This is a genomic window from Tenacibaculum sp. ZH5_bin.1 (genome assembly GCF_042865525.1).
In the GTDB taxonomy this organism is placed as follows: Bacteria; Bacteroidota; Bacteroidia; order Flavobacteriales; family Flavobacteriaceae; genus Polaribacter; species Polaribacter mesophilus.
In genome coordinates this window covers 1,386,192-1,408,376 of record NZ_JBEGIO010000001.1, presented here as the reverse complement: position 1 = coordinate 1,408,376, position 22,185 = coordinate 1,386,192, and the positions used below count along the sequence as shown (strand labels likewise).

Below are 22,185 nucleotides of genomic sequence, written 5' to 3'. Positions count from 1 at the left end.
ATATGAAAGGTTAATCTTTATCTAATTTGTATTTGCTTAAATCCATTCCGAAATTTAAACCTTTGTTAGCCACTAACTCATCCAATTCTGTTAATGATTTTTTACCAAAGTTTCTGAACTTCATTAAATCGCTTTTGTTAAATGATACTAAGTCTCCTAAAGTATCTACTTCTGCAGCTTTTAAACAATTTAAAGCACGAACTGATAAATCCATATCAACTAGTTTCGTCTTTAATAACTGACGCATATGTAATGATTCTTCATCATAAGTTTCAGTTTGTGCAATTTCATCTGCCTCTAAAGTGATACGCTCATCAGAGAATAACATAAAGTGGTGGATTAAAATCTTAGCTGCTTCTGTTAAGGCATCTTTAGGATTGATAGATCCATCAGTATCGATATCGAAAACTAATTTTTCGTAATCGGTCTTTTGCTCTACACGGAAATTTTCAACAGCATATTTTACATTCTTTATTGGAGTGTAAATAGAATCTGTAAAAATTGTTCCTAAAGGCGCACCAGCCCTTTTATTTTCTTCTGCTGGTACAAAACCTCTACCTTTTTCAATGGTAATTTCAGCATTTAACGTTACTGATTTATCCATGTTACAAATTACTAAATCTGGATTTAGTACTTGAAAACCTGAAATGAACTTTTGTAAGTCACCAGCTGTTAATTGCTCTTGACCTGATATTGCAATAGAAACTGTTTCTCTATCTGATTCCTCAATCTGCTTCTTAAAACGTACTTGCTTTAAATTTAAGATAATTTCTGTTACATCTTCTACAACACCTTGAATAGTTGAAAACTCATGATCAACTCCGTCGATACGTAATGATGTAATAGCGAATCCTTCAAGAGATGATAATAATACTCTTCGTAATGCATTACCAACTGTTAATCCAAAACCTGGTTCAAGAGGTCTAAATTCGAATCTTCCTGAAAAATCAGTAGATTCAATCATTATTACTTTATCAGGCTTTTGAAAATTTAAAATTGCCATATTATTTTTCTTCGTTTTAATTGTTATTTAGTTGCGCGGTTTATAAGTGTGAAGAAATACGAATAAACCCTTTGGCTAAATACCAATATGATTAATTTATTACTTAGAGTATAATTCTACGATTAATTGCTCTTTAATGTTTTCAGGTATTTGTAATCTTTCTGGAGCTTTTACAAATGTTCCTGATTTTTGATCTGCATTCCAAGTTAACCACTCGTAAACATTGCTATTAGCTGCTAAAGCATTTTCAATAGCTTCTAACGACTTAGATTTTTCTCTTACTGCTACTACATCTCCCTCTTTTAATCTATAAGATGGAATGTTAACGATATCTCCGTTAACTGTAATGTGACGGTGAGATACTAACTGACGTGCAGCTCTACGTGAATTTGCAACACCTAAACGGTATACTACGTTATCTAAACGAGATTCACATAATTGTAATAAGATTTCACCTGTTACTCCTTGAGAAGCTGATGCTTTTTTGAAAAGGTTACGGAACTGACGTTCTAAAATACCATAGGTATATTTAGCCTTTTGCTTTTCCATTAACTGGATTGCATATTCAGATTTTTTACCTCTTCTTTTACCTACTCCATGTTGTCCTGGAGGGTAATTTCTTTTTTCGAAGTTTTTATCGTCTCCGAAAATTGCTTCGCCAAACTTACGAGCAATTTTAGTTTTTGGTCCTGTATATCTTGCCATTTCTAATTAGTTTAGTAGGGATTATGAATTAAGGCGTACTCCTTCGATAATCTTTTTAATCCTACTGTGTTAAAATACTTAATTTTTCACGCACAAAAGTACGCTAAATAAAGTATAAGTTGAAAATTAATTCAACTTATACTCTTCTTCTTTTAGGTGGACGACATCCGTTGTGAGGAATCGGAGTAACATCAATAATTTCTGTTACCTCAATACCTGAATTGTGAATAGATCTGATTGCAGATTCTCTACCGTTACCTGGTCCTTTAACATACACTTTTACTTTACGTAAACCTGCTTCTTTAGCAACGTTTGCACAATCTTCTGCTGCTAACTGAGCTGCGTAAGGAGTGTTCTTTTTAGAACCTCTGAAGCCCATTTTTCCTGCAGATGACCAAGAAATAACGTCACCTTTTTTGTTTGTTAAAGAAATAATAATATTGTTGAAAGATGCAGTTACGTGAGCTTCACCAACTGACTCTATTACAACTTTACGTTTTTTTGTTACTTTAGACTTTGCCATAATTCTTTACTATTAGTAAAAAATAATCAATGATTATTTTTTCTTGTTAGCTACAGTTTTTCTCTTACCTTTTCTTGTACGAGAGTTATTCTTTGTTCTTTGTCCACGTAATGGTAAACCAAGTCTGTGACGAATACCTCTTTGACATCCGATATCCATTAAACGTTTAATGCTTAATTGAACCTCAGAACGTAACTCACCTTCAATAGTGTAAGTTCCAACTTGCTCACGAATTGCTGCAATTTGATCATCAGTCCAATCTTGAACTTTGATACTTTCATCTATATTGGCAGCAGCTAAAACTTCTTTAGCTCTGCTTCTTCCTATACCAAAGATGTAAGTTAAAGCGATAACACCTCTTTTATTCTTTGGAATATCTATACCTGCGATTCTTGCCATAACTACCCTTGTCTTTGTTTAAATCTAGGATTCTTTTTGTTAATTACATATAATCTGCCTTTTCTGCGTACAATTTTGCAGTCGGCACTTCTTTTCTTTAATGATGCTCTTACTTTCATCAGTGTGTGTTTTTAATATCTGTAAGTAATTCTTGCCTTTGATAAATCATACGGACTCATTTCTAACTTTACCTTATCTCCTGGTAATAGTTTTATATAATGCATACGCATTTTTCCTGAAATGTGAGCCGTAACAATATGTCCGTTCTCTAATTCTACTCGAAACATTGCATTCGATAATGCTTCTGTAATAGTTCCGTCTTGTTGAATTGCTGGTTGTTTAGCCATATTATTTTAATGATTTTCTGTTACTGTTACCTGTTTTCATTAAACCATCATAACGACTGTTTAATAAATACGAGTTTATTTGCTGAATAGTGTCTATTGCAACTCCTACCATAATGATTAATGATGTTCCTCCATAAAACATTGCCCAGTTTTGAGTAACTCCAAACTTTACAATGATTGCTGGTAAAATAGATAAAGCTGCTAAGAAGATAGATCCTGGTAATGTAATTTTCGACAATACTGAATCTAAAAAGTTAGCTGTTTCTTCACCTGGTTTATAACCTGGAACAAAACCATTACTTCTCTTTAAGTCTTCTGCCATTTTATTCGTTGGAATAGTAATAGCAGTATAAAAGTAACTAAAGACAATAATTAATAAAGCAAATATAACGTTATACCATAAACCGTTAATATCAGTTAAACTGTTTAATGCTGGATATTTTTGACCTAATGCTATTGGTAAAAACATAATAGCCTGTGCAAAAATAATTGGCATTACTCCAGCTGCATTCAATTTTAAAGGAATGTACTGTCTTGCGCCATCAACATCTTTAATGTTTGTAACTGCTGTACGACGTGCGTATTGAACGGCTACTTTACGTACTGCTGTAACTAATAATACGGTTAACAAGATTACTACAAACCAAACTATTAATTCGATTAAAATCATCATAATTCCTCCAGCACCTGCAGTTTGCTTAGAAACTAATTCTTGAATAAATGCTGCTGGGAAATTTGCGATAATACCAACGGTAATTAATAATGAAATTCCATTACCAACTCCTTTATCAGTAATACGCTCTCCTAGCCACATTGCAAAAATTGTTCCTGCACTTAAAAGAATGATAGATGATACCCAAAATGTTGCTCCAGTTACTAAGAATGCTTCTTGCGGTAAACCCATTTGGTTTTGGATTACTCCAATGTAGGTTGGTGCTTGAAACAACGTAATAGCAATCGTAAGCCATCTTGTTATTTGCGTAATCTTCTTACGTCCACTTTCTCCATCTTTTTGTAATTTCTGTAAATACGGTACTGCAATACCCATTAACTGAACCACGATTGATGCAGAAATATAAGGCATTATACCAAGTGCCATAACTGACGCTCTAGCAAATGCCCCACCTGTAAATGCGTTTAATAAACCTAAAAGTCCACCGTCAGTACTGTCTTTTAATGCTGATAACTGAGTAGGGTCAATTCCTGGTAATGGAACTGCTGCCATAAAACGGTAAACAGCGATTAAACCTAAGGTTAAAAGTAATTTTTCTTTTAACTCTTCAATCTTCCAAATGTCTTTTAAAGTATTTATAAAATTCATCATTTACAATTCTTATAATGTTACTGCTTCACCTCCTGCTGCTTCAATAGCTGCTTTAGCTGATGCTGTAAATTTATGTACAGTTATATTTAATTTAGCTTTTAACTCTCCACCACCTAATATTTTAACTAAGTCGTTTTTACGAGCTAATCTGTTTTCTACTAAAACGTCTAAATTAACTGTATCTGTTATCTTTCCGTTATCTACTAATGATTGTAACTTGTCTAAATTTACACCAACATATTCTTTACGATTAATGTTAGTGAAACCAAATTTAGGTACACGTCTTTGAAGTGGCATTTGCCCTCCTTCAAATCCTATTTTACGAGAATAACCAGAACGAGATTTAGCTCCTTTATGTCCTCTTGTAGAGGTACCTCCGTGACCAGAACCTTCTCCACGAGCGATTCTTTTACCGCTTTTTGTAGATCCTGCTGCTGGTTTTAAGTTGTGTAAACTCATCTTTATATTGTCTTATTTAATTTCTTCTACAGAAACTAAGTGTGAAACTTTACTTACCATACCCAAAATTGTAGCTGATGCTTCATGCTCTACAGTTTGGTTCATTTTACGTAAACCTAACGCCTCTAACGTTCTTTTTTGATTTTTAAGGCGACCGATTTGACTTTTTACTTGTGTAACTCTAATTTTACTCATCGTCTTAAATTTTAACCGTTAAAAACTTTCTCTAAAGATATACCTCTTTGCTTAGCAATTGTAGCAGCACTACGTAATTGTAATAAAGCATCAAAAGTTGCTTTTACTACGTTGTGAGGGTTTGATGATCCTTGAGATTTTGATAATACGTCTTTAATACCTACAGCTTCTAATACTAAACGTACAGCACCTCCGGCAATAACCCCGGTACCGTGTGAAGCAGGCTTGATGAATACTTTTGCACCACCAAATTTACCTTTTTGTTCGTGTGGTAATGTTCCATCTAAAATAGGAATACGTACTAAATTTTTCTTTGCATCTTCAACTGCTTTTGCAATTGCAGAAGAAACATCTTTAGATTTCCCTAATCCGTGACCTACAACTCCATTACCATCTCCAACTACTACGATTGCAGAGAAACCAAATGCTCTACCTCCTTTAGTTACTTTGGTAACACGTTGTACACCAACTAATTTATCTACAAGCTCTAATCCGCTTGGTTTTACTCTTTCTACGTTTTTATATCCTAACATAATATAATTTCTTAAAATTTTAAACCAGCTTCTCTTGCAGCGTCTGCTAATACTTTAACTCTTCCGTGGTATAAATATCCGTTACGGTCAAAAGCAACAGTATCAACACCAGCCTTTACAGCTTTTTCAGCAATAGCTTTACCTACAGCTGTAGCCGCTTCTGCTTTAGAACTAGATGTAATTTCTTTATCTCTTGATGATGCAGATGCTAATGTAACACCAGCAACGTCATCAATTAACTGAGCATAGATTTCTTTGTTACTTCTAAAAACTGATAACCTTGGTTTTTCAGCTGTACCTGTAACAATCTTTCTAATTCTATGCTTAATTCGTTGTCTTCTTTCAAGCTTTGATAATGCCATAATAATTTCTCTTATTTATTATGCAGATTTACCTGCTTTTCTTCTTAATACTTCTCCTACAAACTTAATTCCTTTTCCTTTGTAAGGTTCTGGCTTACGGAATGAACGAATTTTTGCTGCAACTTGACCAACTAATTGCTTGTCATGTGAAGTTAATTTTACGATTGGGTTCTTACCTTTTTCAGATACTGTTTCAACCTTAACTTCTGGAGCTAAATCTATTACAATATTGTGAGAGAAACCTAAGGCTAAATCTAATTTTTGTCCTTGGTTAGATGCTCTATAACCAACACCTACTAACTCTAACTCTTTAGTAAATCCTTTGCTAACACCTTCAACCATGTTATTGATTAAAGCACGGTATAAACCATGTGCTGCTCTATGATCTTTACTTTCTGATGGTCTTTCTAAAGTAATGGCACCATCTTCAACTTTTACAGTAATATCAGACTTAATTTCTTGAGTTAACTCTCCTAATTTCCCTTTTACTGTAACCACATTTCCGTCTACTTTTACTTCAACACCTTGTGGCAATGCGATTGGATTCTTTCCTATTCTACTCATCTTACAAAATGTTTTTTAGTAAACGTAACATAATACTTCACCACCAACGTTCTCTTGTCTTGCTTTTTTGTTTGTCATTACACCTTTTGATGTAGAAACAATAGCAATACCTAATCCGTTCAATACTCTTGGCATTTCTTTAGCGCCAACGTATCTACGTAAACCTGGTGTTGAAATTCTTTGAATCTTTCTGATTACTGATTCTTTCGTGTCACGATCGTATTTTAAAGCTATCTTAATCGTTCCTTGAACCTTATCGTCATTGAACTGATAACTTAAAATGTAACCTTGATCGAACAAAATCTTCGTCATTTCCTTCTTCAACTTTGAAGCAGGAACTTCAACTACTCTGTGATTTGCTGCAATAGCATTTCTCACTCGAGTAAGAAAATCCGCGATTGGATCTGTATACATAGTTAATTAATTTTCGGTTTTGGTTTTTAGCATTATTATCTTATCAACGCAAATACTAAACCTGAAACCAGTTAATACTTATTTATTTGTTTTTTGAGTAAAATCTCATAAGCATTATACCATTTAAGTGGTATTTACTTACAAGGCGTAATTTACCCTATAAAAACAGAGTGCAAATATACATAAACTTTTTGAAAATCAAACCTTTTTGATGATTATCATTTTTAGTATCAAAATATTACGTTTCTGTAAGAGTATTTTAATTTTAAAATGAAATTAAAGTATGTATTAATTACACCTTTTTATTAAGCAAAAAGGTGTACAACTTTGTTTAGTTATACACCTTTATTTTGTATGGAAGAGCTTCTTACCAGCTTGCTTTCTTTACTCCTGGAATTAATCCTTGGTTAGCCATTTCACGGAAAGTAACACGTGAAATTCCGAACTGACGCATATATCCTTTTGGACGTCCAGTTAGTTTACAACGATTGTGCATTCTAATTGGTGATGCGTTTTTTGGCAACTTTTGTAATGCTTCATAGTCTCCAGCTTCTTTTAAAGCTTTTCTCTTTTCTGCATATTTAGCAACCATTTTAGCTCTTTTGCGCTCACGCGCTTTCATTGATTCTTTAGCCATCTTATTAATTCTTTTTAAATGGTAATCCTAATTCTCCTAATAATGATTTAGCTTCCTTATCAGTGCTTGCTGATGTTACAAAAGTAATATCCATACCACTAATTTTTTTCACTTGATCAATATTAATCTCTGGGTAGATGATTTGCTCAGTAATTCCTAAATTGTAATTACCTCTACCATCAAAACCATTTGCTTTGATACCGTTAAAGTCTCTTACACGTGGTAAAGAAGCTGTAACTAATCTATCTAAAAATTCGTACATTTTGTCTCCTCTTAACGTAACTTTTGCTCCAATAGGCATTCCTTTACGTAATTTGAAGTTTGCAACGTCTTTCTTAGAAATTGTAGGTACTGCTTTTTGACCAGTAATAGTAGTTAACTCATCAATAGCGTATTCTATTAATTTCTTATCTGCTATAGCTGCACCAACACCTTTACTTACAACTATCTTTTGTAATTTAGGCACTTGCATTACATTGCTATAACCAAATTCATCAGTAAGAGCTTTGATAACTCTGCTCTTGTACTCTTCTCTTAATCTTGGTACGTAACTCATTGTTATATTGCTTTATCTGATTTTTTTGAAACTCTGAACTTTTTTCCACTTTCCTTATCAAAATCATACCCTACTCTAACAGCTTCACCGTTTTCGATTAAGGCTACATTCGATATATGTAATGGAGCTTCCTTTTTTACAATTCCTCCTTGAGGGTTAGCAGCACTAGGTTTAGTGTGTTTAGACACCATATTTACACCTTCTACTACTACTCTATCCTTATCTTTAAGGATTTGTAAAACTTTTCCTTCAGATCCTTTATGATCCCCTGCTATAACTTTAACAGTATCTCCTGATTTAATTTTAAATTTTTTCATTTTAAAATCTGATTTTATAACACCTCAGGTGCTAATGATACTATTTTCATAAATTGTTTCTCACGTAATTCACGAGCCACAGGTCCGAATACACGAGTACCTCTCATTTCCTCTGAAGGATTTAAAAGTACACAAGCATTATCATCAAATCTGATATATGATCCGTCTTTACGTCTAACTTCTTTCTTAGTACGAACAACAACTGCACGAGATACTTGACCTTTCTTTACAGTTCCGTTTGGAGTTGCAGATTTTACTGAAACTACAATTTTATCTCCAACGCTAGCGTAACGCTTTTTTGTTCCTCCTAAAACTCTAATCACTAAAACTTCTTTTGCTCCAGTGTTATCTGCGACTTTTAATCTTGATTCTGTCTGTAACATATTATTTAGCTCTTTCTAGGATTTCTACTAATCTCCAACGCTTAGATTTACTCATAGGACGTGTTTCCATGATCCTTACAGTATCACCTTCGTTGCAATCGTTATTCTCGTCATGTGCAACGTACTTCTTAGTCTTCAATACGAACTTTCCGTACATTGGGTGCTTTACTCTTTTTACCTCGCTAACTACGATAGATTTCTCCATTTTGTTGCTAGATACTACACCGATTCTCTCTTTTCTAAGATTTCTTTTTTCCATCTTTAAAACTGACTAGAATTATTGTAATTCTCTTTTAGTTAACTCTGTAGCAATTCTTGCTACAGTTTTTCTTAAGCTACGTAACTCTAATGGGTTTTCCAATGGAGTTATGGCGTGAGCCATCTTAAGATCAGTATAATTTTTCTTCAACGCCCCTAGCTTTTCTTGTAAGTCAGCTGTTGATAATTCTTTAATTTCTGATTGTTTCATGATCTAATAGAATTAAGCGTTATAATCAAAATCTCTTGCTATTACAAACTTCGTTTTTACAGGAAGTTTTTGCGCTGCTAAACGTAAAGCTTCTTTTGCTACTTCCATTGGTACTCCACCAATTTCGAACAAAATTCTACCTGGTTTTACAACTGCTACAAAGTGATCTGGTGCACCTTTACCTTTACCCATACGTACCTCTAACGGTTTCTTTGTTATTGGTTTATCTGGGAAAATCTTAATCCAAAGTTGCCCCTCTCTTTTCATATAACGAGTTGCCGCAATACGAGCTGCCTCAATTTGACGAGAGGTAAGTAAGTTCTGGTCTAATGATTTGATACCAAACATTCCGTTAGAAAGTTGAGTACCTCTACCAGAGTTACCTTTCATATTTCCTTTCGCCTTCTGTACCTTACGGTATTTTACTCTTTTTGGCTGTAACATTGTTAATTTCTTTTAAAAATTATTTTCTTCTGCGAGGTTGACGTTTACCACCACCTTTGTTTCCACTACCTTTTTGCTTAGATAGTCCAACTAATGGAGATAATTCACGTTTTCCATAAACCTCACCTTTCATAATCCATACTTTCACACCGATTCTTCCGTATGTAGTATGTGATTCAACAAGTGCATAATCGATGTCTGCTCTGAAGGTAGAAAGAGGAATTCTTCCTTCTTTGTAATGCTCAGAACGTGCCATTTCAGCTCCGTTTAAACGACCTGATAATTGAACTTTAATTCCTTCTGCATTCATTCTCATTGCAGCAGCGATTGCCATTTTAGTAGCTCGCTTGTAAGAAATTCTATTTTCAATTTGACGTGCGATACTAGCAGCAACTAATTTTGCATCTAATTCTGGACGCTTAATTTCGAAAATATTAATTTGAACTTCTTTACCAGTAATTTTCTTAAGCTCTTCTTTTAACTTGTCTACCTCTTGACCTCCTTTACCAATAATGATACCTGGACGTGCAGTAGTGATAGTAACGGTTACAAGTTTTAAGGTACGCTCAATAATAATTCTTGATACACTTGCTTTAGATAATCTAGCATATAAATACTTTCTTATCTTATCATCTTCAGCAATCTTATCTCCGTAGTCATTTCCACCATACCAGTTAGATTCCCATCCTCTGATAATTCCTAAACGATTTCCTATTGGATTTGTCTTTTGTCCCATTTCTACTTTGATTAATTACTATTATTTTTAGTTCCTAACTCTAAAGTTACGTGATTAGAACGCTTACGAATTCTATGTGCACGACCTTGCGGAGCTGGTCTTAACCTTTTTAACATACCTGCGCTATCAACACAAATTGATTTTACGTATAATCCAGCATCTTCAATGCTTGCATCTTCATTTTTAGCTTGCCAGTTAGCAATAGCTGATAATAATAACTTTTCTAAGTTACGTGATGCTTCTTTTGGACTGAACTTTAAGATTTGTAAAGCTTTTTCAACTTCTACTCCTCTTACTAAATCTGCTACCAAGCGCATTTTTCTTGGTGATGTAGGACAATTAGTTAATTTAGCGAAAGCTCTAGACTTTCTAGCTTCTTTTAACTGTGTTGCCATGTTATGTTTACGACTTCCCATAATTTCCTACTATTTTTTACCTTTATTTTTTGCACCAGCATGTCCTCTAAATGAGCGTGTTGGTGAAAATTCGCCTAATTTATGACCTACCATGTTTTCAGTAACGTAAACTGGTACAAACTGACGTCCGTTGTGAACTGCAATTGTTTGCCCTACGAAATCAGGAGTAATCATACTTGCTCTAGACCAAGTTTTGATAACTGACTTACTACCTGCTTCTACGTTAGCTAACACTTTTTTCTCTAACTTATAGTGAACGTAAGGTCCTTTTTTTAATGATCTTGCCATGGTTTATTATTTCTTTCTACGTTCTACGATATACTTATTACTAGCTTTGGTCTTTGATCTAGTCTTAAATCCTTTAGCAGGAATACCGTTTCTAGATCTTGGATGCCCTCCAGAAGAACGTCCTTCACCACCTCCCATTGGGTGATCAACTGGGTTCATTCTTACTGCATTTGTTCTTGGTCTTCTTCCTAACCATCTACTTCTACCTGCTTTACCTGAAACTAATAATTGGTGGTCTGAGTTAGACACTACTCCAATTGTAGCCATACAAGTTAATAAGATAAATCTTGTTTCTCCAGAAGGTAATTTAACTGTTGCATATTTACCTTCTTTTGCAACTAACTGAGCAAAAGCTCCAGCAGAACGAGCCATAACAGCTCCTTGACCTGGGTGTAACTCAATACAAGAAATTGTAGTTCCTAAAGGAATTTCACTTAAATACATAGCGTTACCTACTTCTGGAGCTACTTCCTTTCCTGAAATGATTGTTTGACCTACTTTTAATCCGTTTTGTGCAATCACATAACGTTTTTCACCATCAGCATAACTAACTAATGCAATAAATGCAGTACGGTTTGGATCGTACTCAATAGTTTTTACTGTTGCAGGAATACCTTGCTTATCTCTTTTAAAATCGATAATACGGTATTTTTGTTTATGACCTCCACCGATATTACGTGTAGTCATTCTACCCTGGTTGTTTCGACCTCCAGATCGTTTTTTCGGAGCTAATAAAGATTTCTCCGGCTTATCAGTAGTAATGGTGTCGAACCCATTTACAACTCTAAAACGCTGACCTGGTGTTATTGGTTTTAATTTTCTAACTGACATTCTGTCTTTTCTTAAAGATTGTTATAAAAATCAATAGTTTCTCCTTCAGCTAACTGAACGATTGCCTTTTTGTATCCACCTGTTAATCCAGTAACTAAACCTTTTTTAGTGTATTTAGTTTTTCTTTGTGCTGGATAATTCATTGTTTTTACAGATTCAATCGCTACACCATAAGCAGCCTCTACAGCTCCTTTGATTTCTAATTTGTTAGCTTTTTTATTTACAACAAATGTATAACGGTTGTTTAACTCGCTATCATTTGTAGCTTTTTCTGTAATAATAGGTTTAATTAAAATACTCATCTTGTTCCCTATTTACTTAAATTAGACTCAATTCCTTCTAGAGAGCTTTCTGAAATAACCACTTTATTAGCATTTAAAACGCTATACGTGTTAATACCTGAAGCATCTACTACTTTAGAACCTTTTAAGTTACGAGATGATAAGTAAACATTCTTACTTTCTTCACCTAATACGAATAAAGACTTTTTAGCGTCTAATTCTAAAGCTTTTAATACATTGATAAACTCTTTAGTTTTTGGAGCTTCAAAATTGAAGTCTTCAACAACCACTAAATTGTTTTCTTTTGCTTGAATACTTAAAGCTGACTTACGTGCTAAACGCTTTAAGTTTTTATTTAACTTAAAAGAATAGTTTCTAGGTCTTGGACCAAACATACGTCCACCACCTCTAAAAACACCAGACTTGATACTACCCGCACGAGCTGTACCAGTTCCTTTTTGTTTTTTTATCTTTCTTGTACTACCAGCAATCTCAGCTCTTTCTTTCGATTTATGAGTACCTTGTCTTTGATTAGCCAAATACTGCTTTACATCTAAATAAATTGCATGATCATTTGGCTCAATTCCGAATACCTCGTTAGAAAGTTCAACTTTTCTACCAGTATCTTTTCCTGTAATATCTAATACTGCTACTTTCATTATTTCTCGATAGTTACATAAGAGTTTTTGTGACCAGGAATTGCTCCTTTTACAACGATAAGGTTCTTATCTGCAACCACTTTTAAAACTCTTAAATTTTGAACTTTTACTTTGTCTCCACCCATACGACCTGCCATACGCATTCCTTTGAATACTCTTGCAGGGTATGATGCTGCACCAATTGAACCTGGAGCTCTTAAACGGTTATGTTGACCGTGAGTTGCTTGTCCAACCCCGCCAAAACCATGACGTTTAACAACACCTTGAAAACCTTTACCTTTAGAAACTCCTGATACATCAACGAATTCTCCTTCAGCAAAGTGTTCAACAGTAATTGAGTCACCTAATTTGTACTCACCTTCGAATCCTTGGAACTCAACGACCTTTCTTTTAGCAGATGTACCAGCTTTTTTAAAGTGACCATCTAAAGCCTTGTTAGAGCTTTTTGCTTTTTTGTCATCGAAACCAAGTTGTAACGCGTTATAGCCGTCAACCTCTTCGGTTCTGACTTGGGTAACAACGCAAGGACCTGCTTCGATTACAGTACAAGGAATATTTTTCCCATTTTCATCGAATAAGCTGGTCATTCCTACTTTTCTTCCTATTAACCCAGACATATTTGTTAATTTTCAGACGATAGATTTTAATTTATCCAGCGCGTCTATTAATAAAATAATTTTTTGAAACAAATGTTTCTTGTTTTCCTTCAAATTTCTCAAAAAAAAAGAGCGAAAAACACCTTCACTCTTTGAATTTGTTTTACCGTTTTTCCTTCGCGAAACCCTCAGGACATGTCATTTCTGAATACTTTTCAGAAATTTCCACACTCCGAAAACTAAAATTTCGGTGTGCAAAAGTATAAAAAACTTTCGGCTTAACAAAATTAAACCGAAAGTTGTTGATTTACTTATACTTTGATCTCAACTTCAACTCCACTTGGCAACTCAAGTTTCATTAGTGCATCAATAGTTTTTGAAGAAGAACTATAAATGTCTAATAATCTTTTGTAAGCAGATAATTGAAATTGTTCTCTTGATTTTTTGTTTACGTGTGGTGAACGTAACACTGTAAAAATCTTTTTATTTGTTGGTAAAGGAATTGGTCCGTTTACTACAGCACCAGTACTCTTTACTGTTTTTACGATTTTCTCAGCAGACTTGTCTACTAAATTATAATCGTAAGATTTTAACTTTATTCTAATTTTTTGACTCATCTTAATTAACCTTTAGCGTTTGCGATTACTTCTTCTGAAATGTTACTTGGAGTTTCTGCATAGTGAGAGAATTCCATAGTAGAAGTTGCTCTACCTGAAGATAATGTTCTTAAAGAAGTAACATATCCAAACATTTCTGATAAAGGAACGATTGCTTTTACTACTTTAGATCCAGCACGATCGCTCATATCGTTTACTTGTCCTCTTCTTCTGTTTAAGTCTCCAACGATATCTCCCATGTTCTCCTCTGGAGTTAACACTTCTAATTTCATCATTGGCTCCATGATTACAGCTCTTGCAGCTTTTGCAGCAGCTTTATAACCTAACTTAGCAGCTAATTCGAATGATAATTGATCAGAATCTACAGGGTGGAAAGACCCATCCTTTAAAGTAATCTTCATCGAATCCATTTCGTAACCAGCTAAAGGACCATTCTTCATTGCCTCTTTGAATCCTTTCTCTACAGAAGGTACAAATTCCTTAGGAACGTTACCACCTTTAATAATAGACTCAAATTGTAATCCTGTAACACCTTCATCAGCAGGCTCCATAGTAAATACAATATCCGCAAACTTACCACGTCCACCAGATTGTTTCTTATAAACCTCTCTGTGATCTGCAGTAGCTGTTAAAGCTTCTTTGTACTCTACTTGTGGTTGTCCTTGATTTACTTCAACCTTAAACTCACGCTTTAAACGGTCAACAATAATATCTAAGTGTAACTCACCCATTCCTGAAATTACAGTTTGACCTGAAGCATCATCTGTTTTTACAGTAAATGTTGGATCTTCCTCTGCTAATTTACCTAAAGCCATACCTAACTTATCAACGTCAGCCTTAGTTTTTGGCTCAACAGCAATACCGATTACTGGATCTGGAAAATCCATTGATTCTAAAACAATTGGATTCTTTTCATCAGATAAGGTATCTCCTGTTTTAATATCTTTAAATCCTACAGCAGCTCCAATATCACCAGCTTCAATAAAATCGATAGCATTTTGCTTGTTAGAGTGCATTTGGTAAATACGTGAAATACGTTCTTTTTTACCTGAACGGTTGTTCAACACATAAGAACCTGCATCTAAACGACCAGAATAAGCGCGGAAGAATGCTAAACGTCCTACGAAAGGATCGGTAGCAATTTTAAATGCTAAAGCTGAAAATGGTGCTTTTGCATCTGGCTTACGTGTTTCCTCCTCACCAGTATCAGGATTAGTTCCTACGATATTATCTCTATCTACTGGCGAAGGTAAATAACGACATACAGCATCTAATAAAAACTGAACACCTTTATTTTTGAATGATGAACCACATACCATTGGAATAATAGACATATCCATTACAGCAGCTCTTAATGCAGCGTGCACTTCTTCTTCTGTAATTGAATCTTCATCTTCCATGTACTTCTCTAATAAGTTTTCGTCATAAGCAGCAACCTCTTCGATTAACTTACCACGTAACTCACGAGCTTCTTCTTTTAATTCTTCTGGAATTTCTACAACATCGAAAGTCGACCCGTAGTTATCATCATGCCATACAATAGCACGGTTTTTAACTAAATCAACAATTCCTTTAAAATCTGCTTCATCACCAATGTTTAATACGATTGGCACTGCATTAGACTTTAACATGTCTTTTACTTGCTGACATACAGCTAAGAAGTTTGCTCCTTGACGGTCCATTTTGTTAACGAAACCGATACGTGGCACTTTATAGTTATCAGCTAAACGCCAGTTAGTTTCAGATTGTGGCTCAACTCCGTCTACTGCAGAGAATAAGAACACTAACCCGTCTAATACACGTAACGAACGGTTTACCTCTACGGTAAAATCAACGTGACCTGGAGTATCAATAATATTAAAATGGTATCCCTTAGCATCAGCGGTAGGCTGTCCATTTTCGGTTGGAAATTGCCAAGTACAAGTAGTAGCTGCAGAAGTAATTGTAATACCTCTTTCAGCTTCTTGCTCCATCCAGTCCATTGTAGAAGCACCATCGTGAACCTCTCCAATTTTGTGAGACACCCCTGTATAGAAAAGGATACGCTCAGTTGTTGTTGTTTTACCAGCATCAATATGAGCAGCAATACCGATATTTCTTGTATATTTTAAATCTCTTGCCATTTCTTATTAAAATCTAAAGTGTGAGAATGCTTTGTTTGCTTCAGCCATCTTATGAGTATCAACTCTTTTCTTAACAGCAGCACCTTCTTCTTTAGCAGCAGCTAAAATCTCAGCAGCTAAACGTTGTGCCATTGTTTTTTCATTACGCTTACGCGCATAAGAAATCATCCATTTAATCGCCATAGAAACCTTACGGTCTGGACGAATTTGCATTGGAATTTGGAAAGTTGCACCACCAACACGGCGAGAACGAACTTCTACGTGAGGCATCACGTTAGACAAACCATCTTTCCACACTTCTAAAGCCGACTTTTCTTCGTCAGTTTTCTTTTCGTTTACGATATCCATTGCATCGTAAAACACTTTGAACGCTACAGATTTTTTACCGTCCCACATTAAGTTATTCACAAAACGTGTAACTAATTGATCGTTGAATCTTGGATCCGGTAACAAAACTCTTTTTTTAGCTCTTCTTTTCCTCATGTCTTTACATTAAAAAAGTTACTAATTAATTTTTACTTTTTGTCTTTTGGGCGTTTTGCACCGTACTTAGATCTACGTTGGGTTCTACCCTCAACTCCAGCAGTATCTAATGCTCCACGTACCACGTGATATTTAACACCTGGTAAATCTTTTACCCTTCCACCTCTAACTAATACTATCGAGTGCTCTTGCAAGTTATGTCCCTCACCTGGAATATACGCGTTGATTTCATTACCATTTGTTAAACGCACCCTTGCAACCTTACGCATCGCTGAGTTAGGCTTCTTAGGTGTAGTGGTATACACACGCGTACAAACTCCACGTCTTTGTGGACATGCTTGTAAAGCAGCCGATTTACTCTTCTTAGTTATTTTGGCTCTTCCTTTACGAACTAATTGTTGAATAGTTGGCATACTAAATTATTACTTGTTTTTAATTTGTACTTAAATTACTCTAATTTTAAGAGTGTGCAAATGTACGACAATTTTCTATTTATTCAAATATCAAGGAGTTATTTTTAACAAACCTCAAAAAAAAACTTCAAAAACTCAAACTCACAGCACCTCTTACACCTTCTCTAATACACAAAAAAAACAAACAATATGTTAAAAAAAACAAACAATTTCAAAAAACAAACAACAATCTTACATTCCACACCAAAACAAACACTTTATTTTAGAATTATTTAACAAATACCTTGTTTTTTTAAGTTTTATTTATGATTTTTGACTCAATTAATTCAAATAATTACATAATGAAAACAAAGTTTAATGGAATTTTAACGCTAATCTTAGCGTTAATTGTGCAAATATCCTTTGCACAAGAAAAAGTAATTTCAGGAACAGTTTCTGACGAAACCGGACCTCTGCCTGGAGTTAATGTATTAAAAAAAGGTACGACGATAGGTGTAGAAACTGATTTTGACGGAAAATACACTATTAATGCTAAAACTGGAGATGTTCTTGTTTTTAGTTTTGTTGGTATGAAAACTATCGAAAGAACAGTTACAAGCTCTAACACAATTAATTTAACAATGACTACTGACAATGTACTTGATGAAGTTGTTGTTACCGCACTTGGACAATCAAGAAGTGAAAGAGCTTTAGCCTTTGCAGCTCCTAAAGTAAAAGCTGCTGAATTAAATGCTGCTCAGAACGACAATGCCATAAGTGCTTTATCAGGAAAAGTAGCTGGTTTAAAAATCAATTCTCCTTCTGGTAATATAGGGGGATCTCAAAGAATCCTAATTAGAGGATCTAATTCTGTTACTGGTGAAAATCAACCTTTATTCGTTATCGATGGAATACCTATGGATAACTCAAATTTTAACAGCTCTAACGCCCAAAGAGGTGCTGGTGGTGTTGATTTTGGTAGTACTATTAATGATATTGACCCTAGTAATATTGAAACTGTTACTGTTTTAAAAGGAGCAGCAGCAGCTTTGTATGGGTCTAGAGCCTCTAATGGTGTTGTGTTAATCACTACCAAGACAGGTAAAAATTCAAAAAAACTAGGTGTAAGTATTAACTCTTCTATTACTTTTTCTGAAGTTGCTATCTTACCAGACCTTCAAAGAGAATATGGTGGAGGTTCTATAATTCCTGATTTTGATGACAAAGGTAACAGAATAGGTCGTAATGGTTTTGCTATACAAAACATTGGTGGAGCTGAATACATGTTAGTTCAATATAACACTGATGAAAGTTGGGGACCTAAATACAACCCTAATTTAAAAGTATTACACTGGGATGCTTTTGATCAAGCTAGTTTTCCTAATGATTATTTAAAACCAAGAGCTTGGGTAGCACCTGAAAACGACGTAGACTCATTTTTCAAAACAGGTATTTCTACAAACAACACCTTAACTCTAACTTCAGCTAGTGATAAAGGTAGCGTATTATTTTCTGCTGGTATTCAAGAAAATAGTGGTATAGTACCAAACACAGAGGTTAATCGTCATTTTGCAAAGTTTAGCATCAATCAAAAACTATCTGATGATTTAACTGCTGTTAGTAGTATAAATTATGTTCAAACATCTGGTTCTAGACCTGTTATTGGCTATGACGACAATAGTGTTACCCAAAAGTTTTTTCAATGGGGACAAAGACAACTAGACTATAAAAGGTTACAGAAGTATAAAAATGATGACGGAACCCAAAGAACCTGGAATAGAAATTCATGGAACAATCCTAAACCTAAATACTCTGACAACCCTTACTGGACAATTAACGAAAATTTACCTACCGACAGAAGAACTCGTGTATACGGAAATGCTAGTTTAAATTACCAAATAACAGATGACTTAAGTATTAAAGGTAGTGTATATGCTGACACATATAACTTTAGAAACACAGAACAAAAAGCTATAGGTTCTCAAGCTCAATCTGAATTCTTAGAAAGAGCCTACAATTTTAAGGAATATAACTATGAGTTTACTGCTAATTATAAAAAAGATTTTTCAGAAAACTTTAAACTATCCGCTTTGTTTGGGGCTAACAAAAGAAATCACACCTTAAATTATCGCTTCAACCAAACTACTGGTGGCTTATCAGTACCTAATATTTATAATATTAACAATGGTAAGGGACCTTTAGAGAAAAATGTTGATAATATAGATAAAGTAGTGAATAGTTTATTTGGAAGCGTTAGCTTATCTTTTGCTAATCAATTATTCATTGACTTAACAGGTAGAAATGACTGGTCTTCTACTTTACCAGAAGATAATAACTCATACTTCTATCCTTCTGCTTCTGTTGCATGGGTATTCAACGATGTTTTATTTCCTGAATCAAACTGGTTTAACTATGGTAAATTAAGATTTGGGTGGGCACAAGTAGGAAATGATACAGATCCATACAGAGTTATAAGCACTTTAACTTTAGACACTCCTTTTAAAGGTGATGGTAGAGTTACATCTCCTTCAAGCCTATTAAACTCTAACTTAGTTAACGAAACAACTACTACATGGGAAGTTGGAACAGAGTTAAACTTTTTAAATAGAAGAGTAAATTTAGATGTTACATATTACAGCAACGAAACAACAGATCAAATCATACCTGTTGACCTTTCTTATGGAACAGGTTATGGTTCTCAATGGATCAATGCGGGTAAAATGACTAATAAAGGGGTAGAAATACAACTAGGCTTGAAACCAATAGTTAATGAAAACTTCACATGGAACATTGATGTGAATTTCGCTAAAAACGAAAATGAATTGGTTGAATTAAAAGAAGGGCTAAACTCTATTCTTTTAACAAATGCTCCTTTCCAAGCTCAACTAGCTGCAACAGTTGGTAAAGCTTATGGTTCAATTATGGGTACTGACTTTATTTATGATGATCAAGGAAATAAAGTAATTACTAGTGATGGTACATATGCAGCGACTAATGATTTAGTTGCTTTAGGTTCTGCTAACCCTGACTTCAGTGCTGGTTTAAGAAATAGCTTTAAATATAAAAACTTTGATTTAGGTATATTGCTAGAAATGAGTAAAGGAGGTAAATACTTTTCTACTTCACACATGTGGGGTATGTACTCTGGTATGCTACAAGAAACAGTTGATAATAACATAAGAGAAGATGGTATCGTATTACCTGGAGTAACTGGTACTGTAACTTATAATGACGATGGAAGCTATACTGTTACTAATACTGCTCCTAACACAACTAGAATATCTGGTCAAACTTATGGTACTTCACACTACGGTGGTTTTGGAACACCTGATGCCCAAAATGTATTTGATGCTGACTTTTACAAAATAAGAGAAGTATCTCTAGGCTATACTTTTAAAGGAGAATTTTTGAAAGTTTTTGATAAAGCTAGAGTTAGTTTATTCGGTAGAAATCTATATACTTGGGGGCTTGATTACGATGGAATTGACCCAGAAACAGTATCAACAGGTTCAGGTAATATTCAAGGTTTAGAAGGAGGACTACAACCTTCTGTTAGATCTTTTGGTATGAACTTAAACTTATCTTTCTAAAACTAATATAAGATGAAAAAAATAAAATATATATTCGCTTCACTTTTGCTAAGTTCTTTTTTAGCATGTGATACAGATTACATTAATGACCCTGACAACCCTGAAACAGCACCTTCTACTCAGTTAGTAACTAGTGCTCAATTTAATTTAGCTTACGAATTAAATGATCAGTGGACTGGCGCGAGAGCAACATTAGCATTTGCTCAATTCTGGGCTGATGAATTTTATACTGATGAAAATAGATACGCCTTAAGAGTTTCGCAAGTAGATGATTTATGGCAGGAACCTTATTTAATTTTAACTGACTTAAAAAAAGTCATCGAATTAAATGAAAATCCTGAAACTGCTAATTTAATGTCTGCTTATGGCGACAATAACAATCAAATACAAGCTTCAAGAATAATGATGGCATTCACTTTTTCTAAATTAGTTGATGTTTTTGGAGATGTTCCTTATTGGAGTTATGGACAAAGAGATAATACTGCTTTTGAAGCTTTACGTCTAGAAGAAGGTATTAATAGTCCTGCTTATACTAGTGCTGAAACTATTTATGAAGACTTATTAGCTGAATTACTTGATGCCGCTAACAAAATGAATACCTCTAAAACTGTATTCACATCAGGAGATAATATTTACAATGGAGAGCCTGCTTTATGGGTTAAATTTGCTCACTCTATAAGACTTAGACTAGCAACTCATATTAATAAATATGATAACGCATTGGCTATGACAGTTTATAATGAATCTAATACCAAAGCTTTTACTTCTAATGCGGATAATGCTACTTTTGAATATGGTACTGATGATATAACTGGAGGCCCTTGGCATAACGCTTTTACTGTTGGAGCTCGTAAAGACTTTGGTCCTGCCCTATCTTTTACAGACTTACTATATAATCGTGTTGGACCATTCTCTTCAATCACAGAAGAAGACCCTAGGGTTACTAAATATTTTGATCCTTTAGGTACAACTGAAATTATTGGTATTCCTTATGGGTTTGGTAACGCTGTTGCACGAGCTGTGGAAAATGAAAGCATACCTAGCTCTGAAATAATCAAACCAGACTATAATCAGATTTTATTGTCTTACGCGGAAATGGAATTTATTAGATCTGAATTCAACGGATGGAACCAAACAAATTATGAAAATGGCGTTAAGGCTTCAATGCAGTCATGGGGAGTTCCTTCATCAGATGCTGATAACTATGTAGCAATGCTACCTGTTGCTAATGAAGAAAATGTCTTGACTCAAAAATATATTGCTTTATATATGGACGGGCTGGAAGCTTGGACTGAGTATAGAAGAACTGGATACCCTAATACTTTATCTGTGCCTGGAGATACTTTTGGTTCTGCTACCTTTACTACCTTAGTACCTGGATTAAACACGATACCTAACAGAGTTAACTACCCACAAAAAGAACAATTATTGAATAATTCTAATTGGGATGCTGCTAGGCAAGGTCTTTCTGATGGAGACACCATGATATCTAAATTGTTTTGGGATGTAAATTAATATACTACGACCTAAAACAAACAC

33 protein-coding genes are annotated in these 22,185 nt (G+C 34.5%); 2 read left to right on the top strand and 31 right to left on the bottom strand.

Features of this window, described 5'->3' with window-relative positions; genetic code table 11:
* Nucleotides 1-10: 10 nt before the first annotated feature.
* The 31 genes from ABHQ57_RS06545 to rpsL form a co-directional block, all read right to left on the bottom strand.
* Nucleotides 11-1,003 (bottom strand): DNA-directed RNA polymerase subunit alpha, encoded by a 993-nt coding sequence (locus tag ABHQ57_RS06545; protein WP_047789816.1) that lies wholly within the window; start codon nucleotides 1,001-1,003, stop codon nucleotides 11-13.
* Nucleotides 1,004-1,102: 99 nt separating this feature from the next.
* Nucleotides 1,103-1,708 carry a 30S ribosomal protein S4 gene (gene rpsD, locus ABHQ57_RS06540; protein ID WP_047789817.1) on the bottom strand — a complete coding sequence of 202 codons (606 nt, stop codon included), beginning with the start codon at nucleotides 1,706-1,708 and terminating at the stop codon, nucleotides 1,103-1,105.
* Between the two features lie 136 nt (nucleotides 1,709-1,844).
* A complete protein-coding gene (gene rpsK / locus ABHQ57_RS06535; protein WP_047789818.1) occupies nucleotides 1,845-2,231 on the bottom strand; it encodes a 30S ribosomal protein S11 in 387 nt (128 codons plus the stop codon).
* Nucleotides 2,232-2,264: 33 nt separating this feature from the next.
* Nucleotides 2,265-2,630: a 30S ribosomal protein S13 gene (rpsM, locus tag ABHQ57_RS06530; RefSeq protein ID WP_047789819.1), complete on the bottom strand. Its 366-nt coding sequence runs from the start codon at nucleotides 2,628-2,630 to the stop codon at nucleotides 2,265-2,267.
* A gap of 2 nt (nucleotides 2,631-2,632) precedes the next feature.
* Nucleotides 2,633-2,749 (bottom strand): type B 50S ribosomal protein L36, encoded by a 117-nt coding sequence (gene ykgO / locus ABHQ57_RS06525; protein WP_010181906.1) that lies wholly within the window; start codon nucleotides 2,747-2,749, stop codon nucleotides 2,633-2,635.
* Between the two features lie 12 nt (nucleotides 2,750-2,761).
* Nucleotides 2,762-2,977, bottom strand: a complete 216-nt coding sequence (gene infA / locus ABHQ57_RS06520; protein WP_024740627.1) for a translation initiation factor IF-1 — start codon at nucleotides 2,975-2,977, stop codon at nucleotides 2,762-2,764.
* Between the two features lies 1 nt (nucleotide 2,978).
* Nucleotides 2,979-4,298: a preprotein translocase subunit SecY gene (gene secY, locus ABHQ57_RS06515; RefSeq protein ID WP_047789820.1), complete on the bottom strand. Its 1,320-nt coding sequence runs from the start codon at nucleotides 4,296-4,298 to the stop codon at nucleotides 2,979-2,981.
* A gap of 12 nt (nucleotides 4,299-4,310) precedes the next feature.
* Nucleotides 4,311-4,760: a 50S ribosomal protein L15 gene (gene rplO, locus ABHQ57_RS06510; protein ID WP_047789821.1), complete on the bottom strand. Its 450-nt coding sequence runs from the start codon at nucleotides 4,758-4,760 to the stop codon at nucleotides 4,311-4,313.
* Between the two features lie 12 nt (nucleotides 4,761-4,772).
* Entirely contained in the window at nucleotides 4,773-4,955 is a 183-nt protein-coding gene (gene rpmD / locus ABHQ57_RS06505; RefSeq protein ID WP_047789822.1) for a 50S ribosomal protein L30, read from the bottom strand.
* Between the two features lie 11 nt (nucleotides 4,956-4,966).
* Complete coding sequence (rpsE, locus tag ABHQ57_RS06500; RefSeq protein ID WP_125064354.1) at nucleotides 4,967-5,491, bottom strand: 30S ribosomal protein S5; 525 nt, start codon at nucleotides 5,489-5,491, stop codon at nucleotides 4,967-4,969.
* Nucleotides 5,492-5,499: 8 nt separating this feature from the next.
* Entirely contained in the window at nucleotides 5,500-5,850 is a 351-nt protein-coding gene (rplR, locus tag ABHQ57_RS06495; protein WP_047789824.1) for a 50S ribosomal protein L18, read from the bottom strand.
* A gap of 18 nt (nucleotides 5,851-5,868) precedes the next feature.
* The gene (rplF, locus tag ABHQ57_RS06490; protein ID WP_167713427.1) at nucleotides 5,869-6,414 is read right to left on the bottom strand and encodes a 50S ribosomal protein L6; all 546 of its coding nucleotides are present in this window, start codon (nucleotides 6,412-6,414) and stop codon (nucleotides 5,869-5,871) included.
* A 15-nt stretch (nucleotides 6,415-6,429) separates the two neighbouring features.
* Nucleotides 6,430-6,828 carry a 30S ribosomal protein S8 gene (rpsH, locus tag ABHQ57_RS06485; RefSeq protein ID WP_047789826.1) on the bottom strand — a complete coding sequence of 133 codons (399 nt, stop codon included), beginning with the start codon at nucleotides 6,826-6,828 and terminating at the stop codon, nucleotides 6,430-6,432.
* Nucleotides 6,829-7,195: 367 nt separating this feature from the next.
* Entirely contained in the window at nucleotides 7,196-7,465 is a 270-nt protein-coding gene (gene rpsN, locus ABHQ57_RS06480) for a 30S ribosomal protein S14 (RefSeq protein ID WP_028890738.1), read from the bottom strand.
* 4 nt (nucleotides 7,466-7,469) lie between these two features.
* On the bottom strand, nucleotides 7,470-8,021 hold the full coding sequence (gene rplE, locus ABHQ57_RS06475) for a 50S ribosomal protein L5 (protein WP_047789827.1): 552 nt from the start codon (nucleotides 8,019-8,021) through the stop codon (nucleotides 7,470-7,472).
* 2 nt (nucleotides 8,022-8,023) lie between these two features.
* Nucleotides 8,024-8,338: a 50S ribosomal protein L24 gene (rplX, locus tag ABHQ57_RS06470; protein WP_047789828.1), complete on the bottom strand. Its 315-nt coding sequence runs from the start codon at nucleotides 8,336-8,338 to the stop codon at nucleotides 8,024-8,026.
* Between the two features lie 14 nt (nucleotides 8,339-8,352).
* Nucleotides 8,353-8,721, bottom strand: a complete 369-nt coding sequence (gene rplN / locus ABHQ57_RS06465; protein ID WP_047789829.1) for a 50S ribosomal protein L14 — start codon at nucleotides 8,719-8,721, stop codon at nucleotides 8,353-8,355.
* A 1-nt stretch (nucleotide 8,722) separates the two neighbouring features.
* Complete coding sequence (gene rpsQ / locus ABHQ57_RS06460) at nucleotides 8,723-8,980, bottom strand: 30S ribosomal protein S17 (protein ID WP_028890734.1); 258 nt, start codon at nucleotides 8,978-8,980, stop codon at nucleotides 8,723-8,725.
* A gap of 18 nt (nucleotides 8,981-8,998) precedes the next feature.
* A complete protein-coding gene (gene rpmC, locus ABHQ57_RS06455; protein WP_028890733.1) occupies nucleotides 8,999-9,190 on the bottom strand; it encodes a 50S ribosomal protein L29 in 192 nt (63 codons plus the stop codon).
* 12 nt (nucleotides 9,191-9,202) lie between these two features.
* Nucleotides 9,203-9,634: a 50S ribosomal protein L16 gene (gene rplP / locus ABHQ57_RS06450; RefSeq protein WP_047789830.1), complete on the bottom strand. Its 432-nt coding sequence runs from the start codon at nucleotides 9,632-9,634 to the stop codon at nucleotides 9,203-9,205.
* Between the two features lie 19 nt (nucleotides 9,635-9,653).
* Complete coding sequence (rpsC, locus tag ABHQ57_RS06445) at nucleotides 9,654-10,370, bottom strand: 30S ribosomal protein S3 (protein ID WP_047789831.1); 717 nt, start codon at nucleotides 10,368-10,370, stop codon at nucleotides 9,654-9,656.
* A gap of 11 nt (nucleotides 10,371-10,381) precedes the next feature.
* A complete protein-coding gene (gene rplV, locus ABHQ57_RS06440; RefSeq protein ID WP_028890730.1) occupies nucleotides 10,382-10,786 on the bottom strand; it encodes a 50S ribosomal protein L22 in 405 nt (134 codons plus the stop codon).
* A gap of 9 nt (nucleotides 10,787-10,795) precedes the next feature.
* Nucleotides 10,796-11,074, bottom strand: coding sequence for a 30S ribosomal protein S19 (rpsS, locus tag ABHQ57_RS06435; protein ID WP_028890729.1), 279 nt, complete (start codon nucleotides 11,072-11,074; stop codon nucleotides 10,796-10,798).
* A 6-nt stretch (nucleotides 11,075-11,080) separates the two neighbouring features.
* Nucleotides 11,081-11,905, bottom strand: coding sequence for a 50S ribosomal protein L2 (gene rplB / locus ABHQ57_RS06430; protein WP_047789832.1), 825 nt, complete (start codon nucleotides 11,903-11,905; stop codon nucleotides 11,081-11,083).
* A gap of 11 nt (nucleotides 11,906-11,916) precedes the next feature.
* Nucleotides 11,917-12,207 (bottom strand): 50S ribosomal protein L23, encoded by a 291-nt coding sequence (rplW, locus tag ABHQ57_RS06425; protein ID WP_047789833.1) that lies wholly within the window; start codon nucleotides 12,205-12,207, stop codon nucleotides 11,917-11,919.
* Between the two features lie 8 nt (nucleotides 12,208-12,215).
* Nucleotides 12,216-12,845, bottom strand: a complete 630-nt coding sequence (gene rplD, locus ABHQ57_RS06420; RefSeq protein ID WP_047789834.1) for a 50S ribosomal protein L4 — start codon at nucleotides 12,843-12,845, stop codon at nucleotides 12,216-12,218.
* A complete protein-coding gene (rplC, locus tag ABHQ57_RS06415) occupies nucleotides 12,845-13,462 on the bottom strand; it encodes a 50S ribosomal protein L3 (protein WP_047789835.1) in 618 nt (205 codons plus the stop codon). Before rplC ends, rplD begins: the two co-directional genes overlap by 1 nt.
* Nucleotides 13,463-13,752: 290 nt before the next feature.
* Nucleotides 13,753-14,058: a 30S ribosomal protein S10 gene (gene rpsJ, locus ABHQ57_RS06410; protein WP_024740605.1), complete on the bottom strand. Its 306-nt coding sequence runs from the start codon at nucleotides 14,056-14,058 to the stop codon at nucleotides 13,753-13,755.
* A gap of 5 nt (nucleotides 14,059-14,063) precedes the next feature.
* The gene (gene fusA, locus ABHQ57_RS06405; protein WP_047789836.1) at nucleotides 14,064-16,181 is read right to left on the bottom strand and encodes an elongation factor G; all 2,118 of its coding nucleotides are present in this window, start codon (nucleotides 16,179-16,181) and stop codon (nucleotides 14,064-14,066) included.
* A 6-nt stretch (nucleotides 16,182-16,187) separates the two neighbouring features.
* Complete coding sequence (rpsG, locus tag ABHQ57_RS06400) at nucleotides 16,188-16,664, bottom strand: 30S ribosomal protein S7 (RefSeq protein WP_028890723.1); 477 nt, start codon at nucleotides 16,662-16,664, stop codon at nucleotides 16,188-16,190.
* Nucleotides 16,665-16,696: 32 nt separating this feature from the next.
* Complete coding sequence (rpsL, locus tag ABHQ57_RS06395; protein ID WP_028890722.1) at nucleotides 16,697-17,077, bottom strand: 30S ribosomal protein S12; 381 nt, start codon at nucleotides 17,075-17,077, stop codon at nucleotides 16,697-16,699.
* A 341-nt stretch (nucleotides 17,078-17,418) separates the two neighbouring features.
* On the opposite strand from rpsL, the gene ABHQ57_RS06390 reads away from it, so the two are divergent.
* Nucleotides 17,419-20,646: a SusC/RagA family TonB-linked outer membrane protein gene (locus ABHQ57_RS06390; RefSeq protein WP_167713425.1), complete on the top strand. Its 3,228-nt coding sequence runs from the start codon at nucleotides 17,419-17,421 to the stop codon at nucleotides 20,644-20,646.
* A 12-nt stretch (nucleotides 20,647-20,658) separates the two neighbouring features.
* On the top strand, nucleotides 20,659-22,161 hold the full coding sequence (locus ABHQ57_RS06385) for a SusD/RagB family nutrient-binding outer membrane lipoprotein (RefSeq protein WP_073181433.1): 1,503 nt from the start codon (nucleotides 20,659-20,661) through the stop codon (nucleotides 22,159-22,161).
* Nucleotides 22,162-22,185 lie beyond the last annotated feature (24 nt).

What these genes read in the sequence shown, in the direction of transcription:
- ABHQ57_RS06545 (WP_047789816.1), bottom strand. Translation starts at nt 1,003, where the DNA reads ATGGCAATTTTAAATTTTCAAAAGCCTGATAAAGTAATAATGATTGAA.
- rpsD (WP_047789817.1), bottom strand. Translation starts at nt 1,708, where the DNA reads ATGGCAAGATATACAGGACCAAAAACTAAAATTGCTCGTAAGTTTGGC.
- rpsK (WP_047789818.1), bottom strand. Translation starts at nt 2,231, where the DNA reads ATGGCAAAGTCTAAAGTAACAAAAAAACGTAAAGTTGTAATAGAGTCA.
- rpsM (WP_047789819.1), bottom strand. Translation starts at nt 2,630, where the DNA reads ATGGCAAGAATCGCAGGTATAGATATTCCAAAGAATAAAAGAGGTGTT.
- ykgO (WP_010181906.1), bottom strand. Translation starts at nt 2,749, where the DNA reads ATGAAAGTAAGAGCATCATTAAAGAAAAGAAGTGCCGACTGCAAAATT.
- infA (WP_024740627.1), bottom strand. Translation starts at nt 2,977, where the DNA reads ATGGCTAAACAACCAGCAATTCAACAAGACGGAACTATTACAGAAGCA.
- secY (WP_047789820.1), bottom strand. Translation starts at nt 4,298, where the DNA reads ATGAATTTTATAAATACTTTAAAAGACATTTGGAAGATTGAAGAGTTA.
- rplO (WP_047789821.1), bottom strand. Translation starts at nt 4,760, where the DNA reads ATGAGTTTACACAACTTAAAACCAGCAGCAGGATCTACAAAAAGCGGT.
- rpmD (WP_047789822.1), bottom strand. Translation starts at nt 4,955, where the DNA reads ATGAGTAAAATTAGAGTTACACAAGTAAAAAGTCAAATCGGTCGCCTT.
- rplR (WP_047789824.1), bottom strand. Translation starts at nt 5,850, where the DNA reads ATGGCATTATCAAAGCTTGAAAGAAGACAACGAATTAAGCATAGAATT.
- rplF (WP_167713427.1), bottom strand. Translation starts at nt 6,414, where the DNA reads ATGAGTAGAATAGGAAAGAATCCAATCGCATTGCCACAAGGTGTTGAA.
- rpsH (WP_047789826.1), bottom strand. Translation starts at nt 6,828, where the DNA reads ATGTATACAGATCCAATCGCGGATTTTCTTACTCGAGTGAGAAATGCT.
- rpsN (WP_028890738.1), bottom strand. Translation starts at nt 7,465, where the DNA reads ATGGCTAAAGAATCAATGAAAGCGCGTGAGCGCAAAAGAGCTAAAATG.
- rplE (WP_047789827.1), bottom strand. Translation starts at nt 8,021, where the DNA reads ATGAGTTACGTACCAAGATTAAGAGAAGAGTACAAGAGCAGAGTTATC.
- rplX (WP_047789828.1), bottom strand. Translation starts at nt 8,338, where the DNA reads ATGAAAAAATTTAAAATTAAATCAGGAGATACTGTTAAAGTTATAGCA.
- rplN (WP_047789829.1), bottom strand. Translation starts at nt 8,721, where the DNA reads ATGTTACAGACAGAATCAAGATTAAAAGTCGCAGATAACACTGGAGCA.
- rpsQ (WP_028890734.1), bottom strand. Translation starts at nt 8,980, where the DNA reads ATGGAAAAAAGAAATCTTAGAAAAGAGAGAATCGGTGTAGTATCTAGC.
- rpmC (WP_028890733.1), bottom strand. Translation starts at nt 9,190, where the DNA reads ATGAAACAATCAGAAATTAAAGAATTATCAACAGCTGACTTACAAGAA.
- rplP (WP_047789830.1), bottom strand. Translation starts at nt 9,634, where the DNA reads ATGTTACAGCCAAAAAGAGTAAAATACCGTAAGGTACAGAAGGCGAAA.
- rpsC (WP_047789831.1), bottom strand. Translation starts at nt 10,370, where the DNA reads ATGGGACAAAAGACAAATCCAATAGGAAATCGTTTAGGAATTATCAGA.
- rplV (WP_028890730.1), bottom strand. Translation starts at nt 10,786, where the DNA reads ATGGGAAGTCGTAAACATAACATGGCAACACAGTTAAAAGAAGCTAGA.
- rpsS (WP_028890729.1), bottom strand. Translation starts at nt 11,074, where the DNA reads ATGGCAAGATCATTAAAAAAAGGACCTTACGTTCACTATAAGTTAGAG.
- rplB (WP_047789832.1), bottom strand. Translation starts at nt 11,905, where the DNA reads ATGTCAGTTAGAAAATTAAAACCAATAACACCAGGTCAGCGTTTTAGA.
- rplW (WP_047789833.1), bottom strand. Translation starts at nt 12,207, where the DNA reads ATGAGTATTTTAATTAAACCTATTATTACAGAAAAAGCTACAAATGAT.
- rplD (WP_047789834.1), bottom strand. Translation starts at nt 12,845, where the DNA reads ATGAAAGTAGCAGTATTAGATATTACAGGAAAAGATACTGGTAGAAAA.
- rplC (WP_047789835.1), bottom strand. Translation starts at nt 13,462, where the DNA reads ATGTCTGGGTTAATAGGAAGAAAAGTAGGAATGACCAGCTTATTCGAT.
- rpsJ (WP_024740605.1), bottom strand. Translation starts at nt 14,058, where the DNA reads ATGAGTCAAAAAATTAGAATAAAGTTAAAATCTTACGATTATAATTTA.
- fusA (WP_047789836.1), bottom strand. Translation starts at nt 16,181, where the DNA reads ATGGCAAGAGATTTAAAATATACAAGAAATATCGGTATTGCTGCTCAT.
- rpsG (WP_028890723.1), bottom strand. Translation starts at nt 16,664, where the DNA reads ATGAGGAAAAGAAGAGCTAAAAAAAGAGTTTTGTTACCGGATCCAAGA.
- rpsL (WP_028890722.1), bottom strand. Translation starts at nt 17,077, where the DNA reads ATGCCAACTATTCAACAATTAGTTCGTAAAGGAAGAGCCAAAATAACT.
- ABHQ57_RS06390 (WP_167713425.1), top strand. Translation starts at nt 17,419, where the DNA reads ATGAAAACAAAGTTTAATGGAATTTTAACGCTAATCTTAGCGTTAATT.
- ABHQ57_RS06385 (WP_073181433.1), top strand. Translation starts at nt 20,659, where the DNA reads ATGAAAAAAATAAAATATATATTCGCTTCACTTTTGCTAAGTTCTTTT.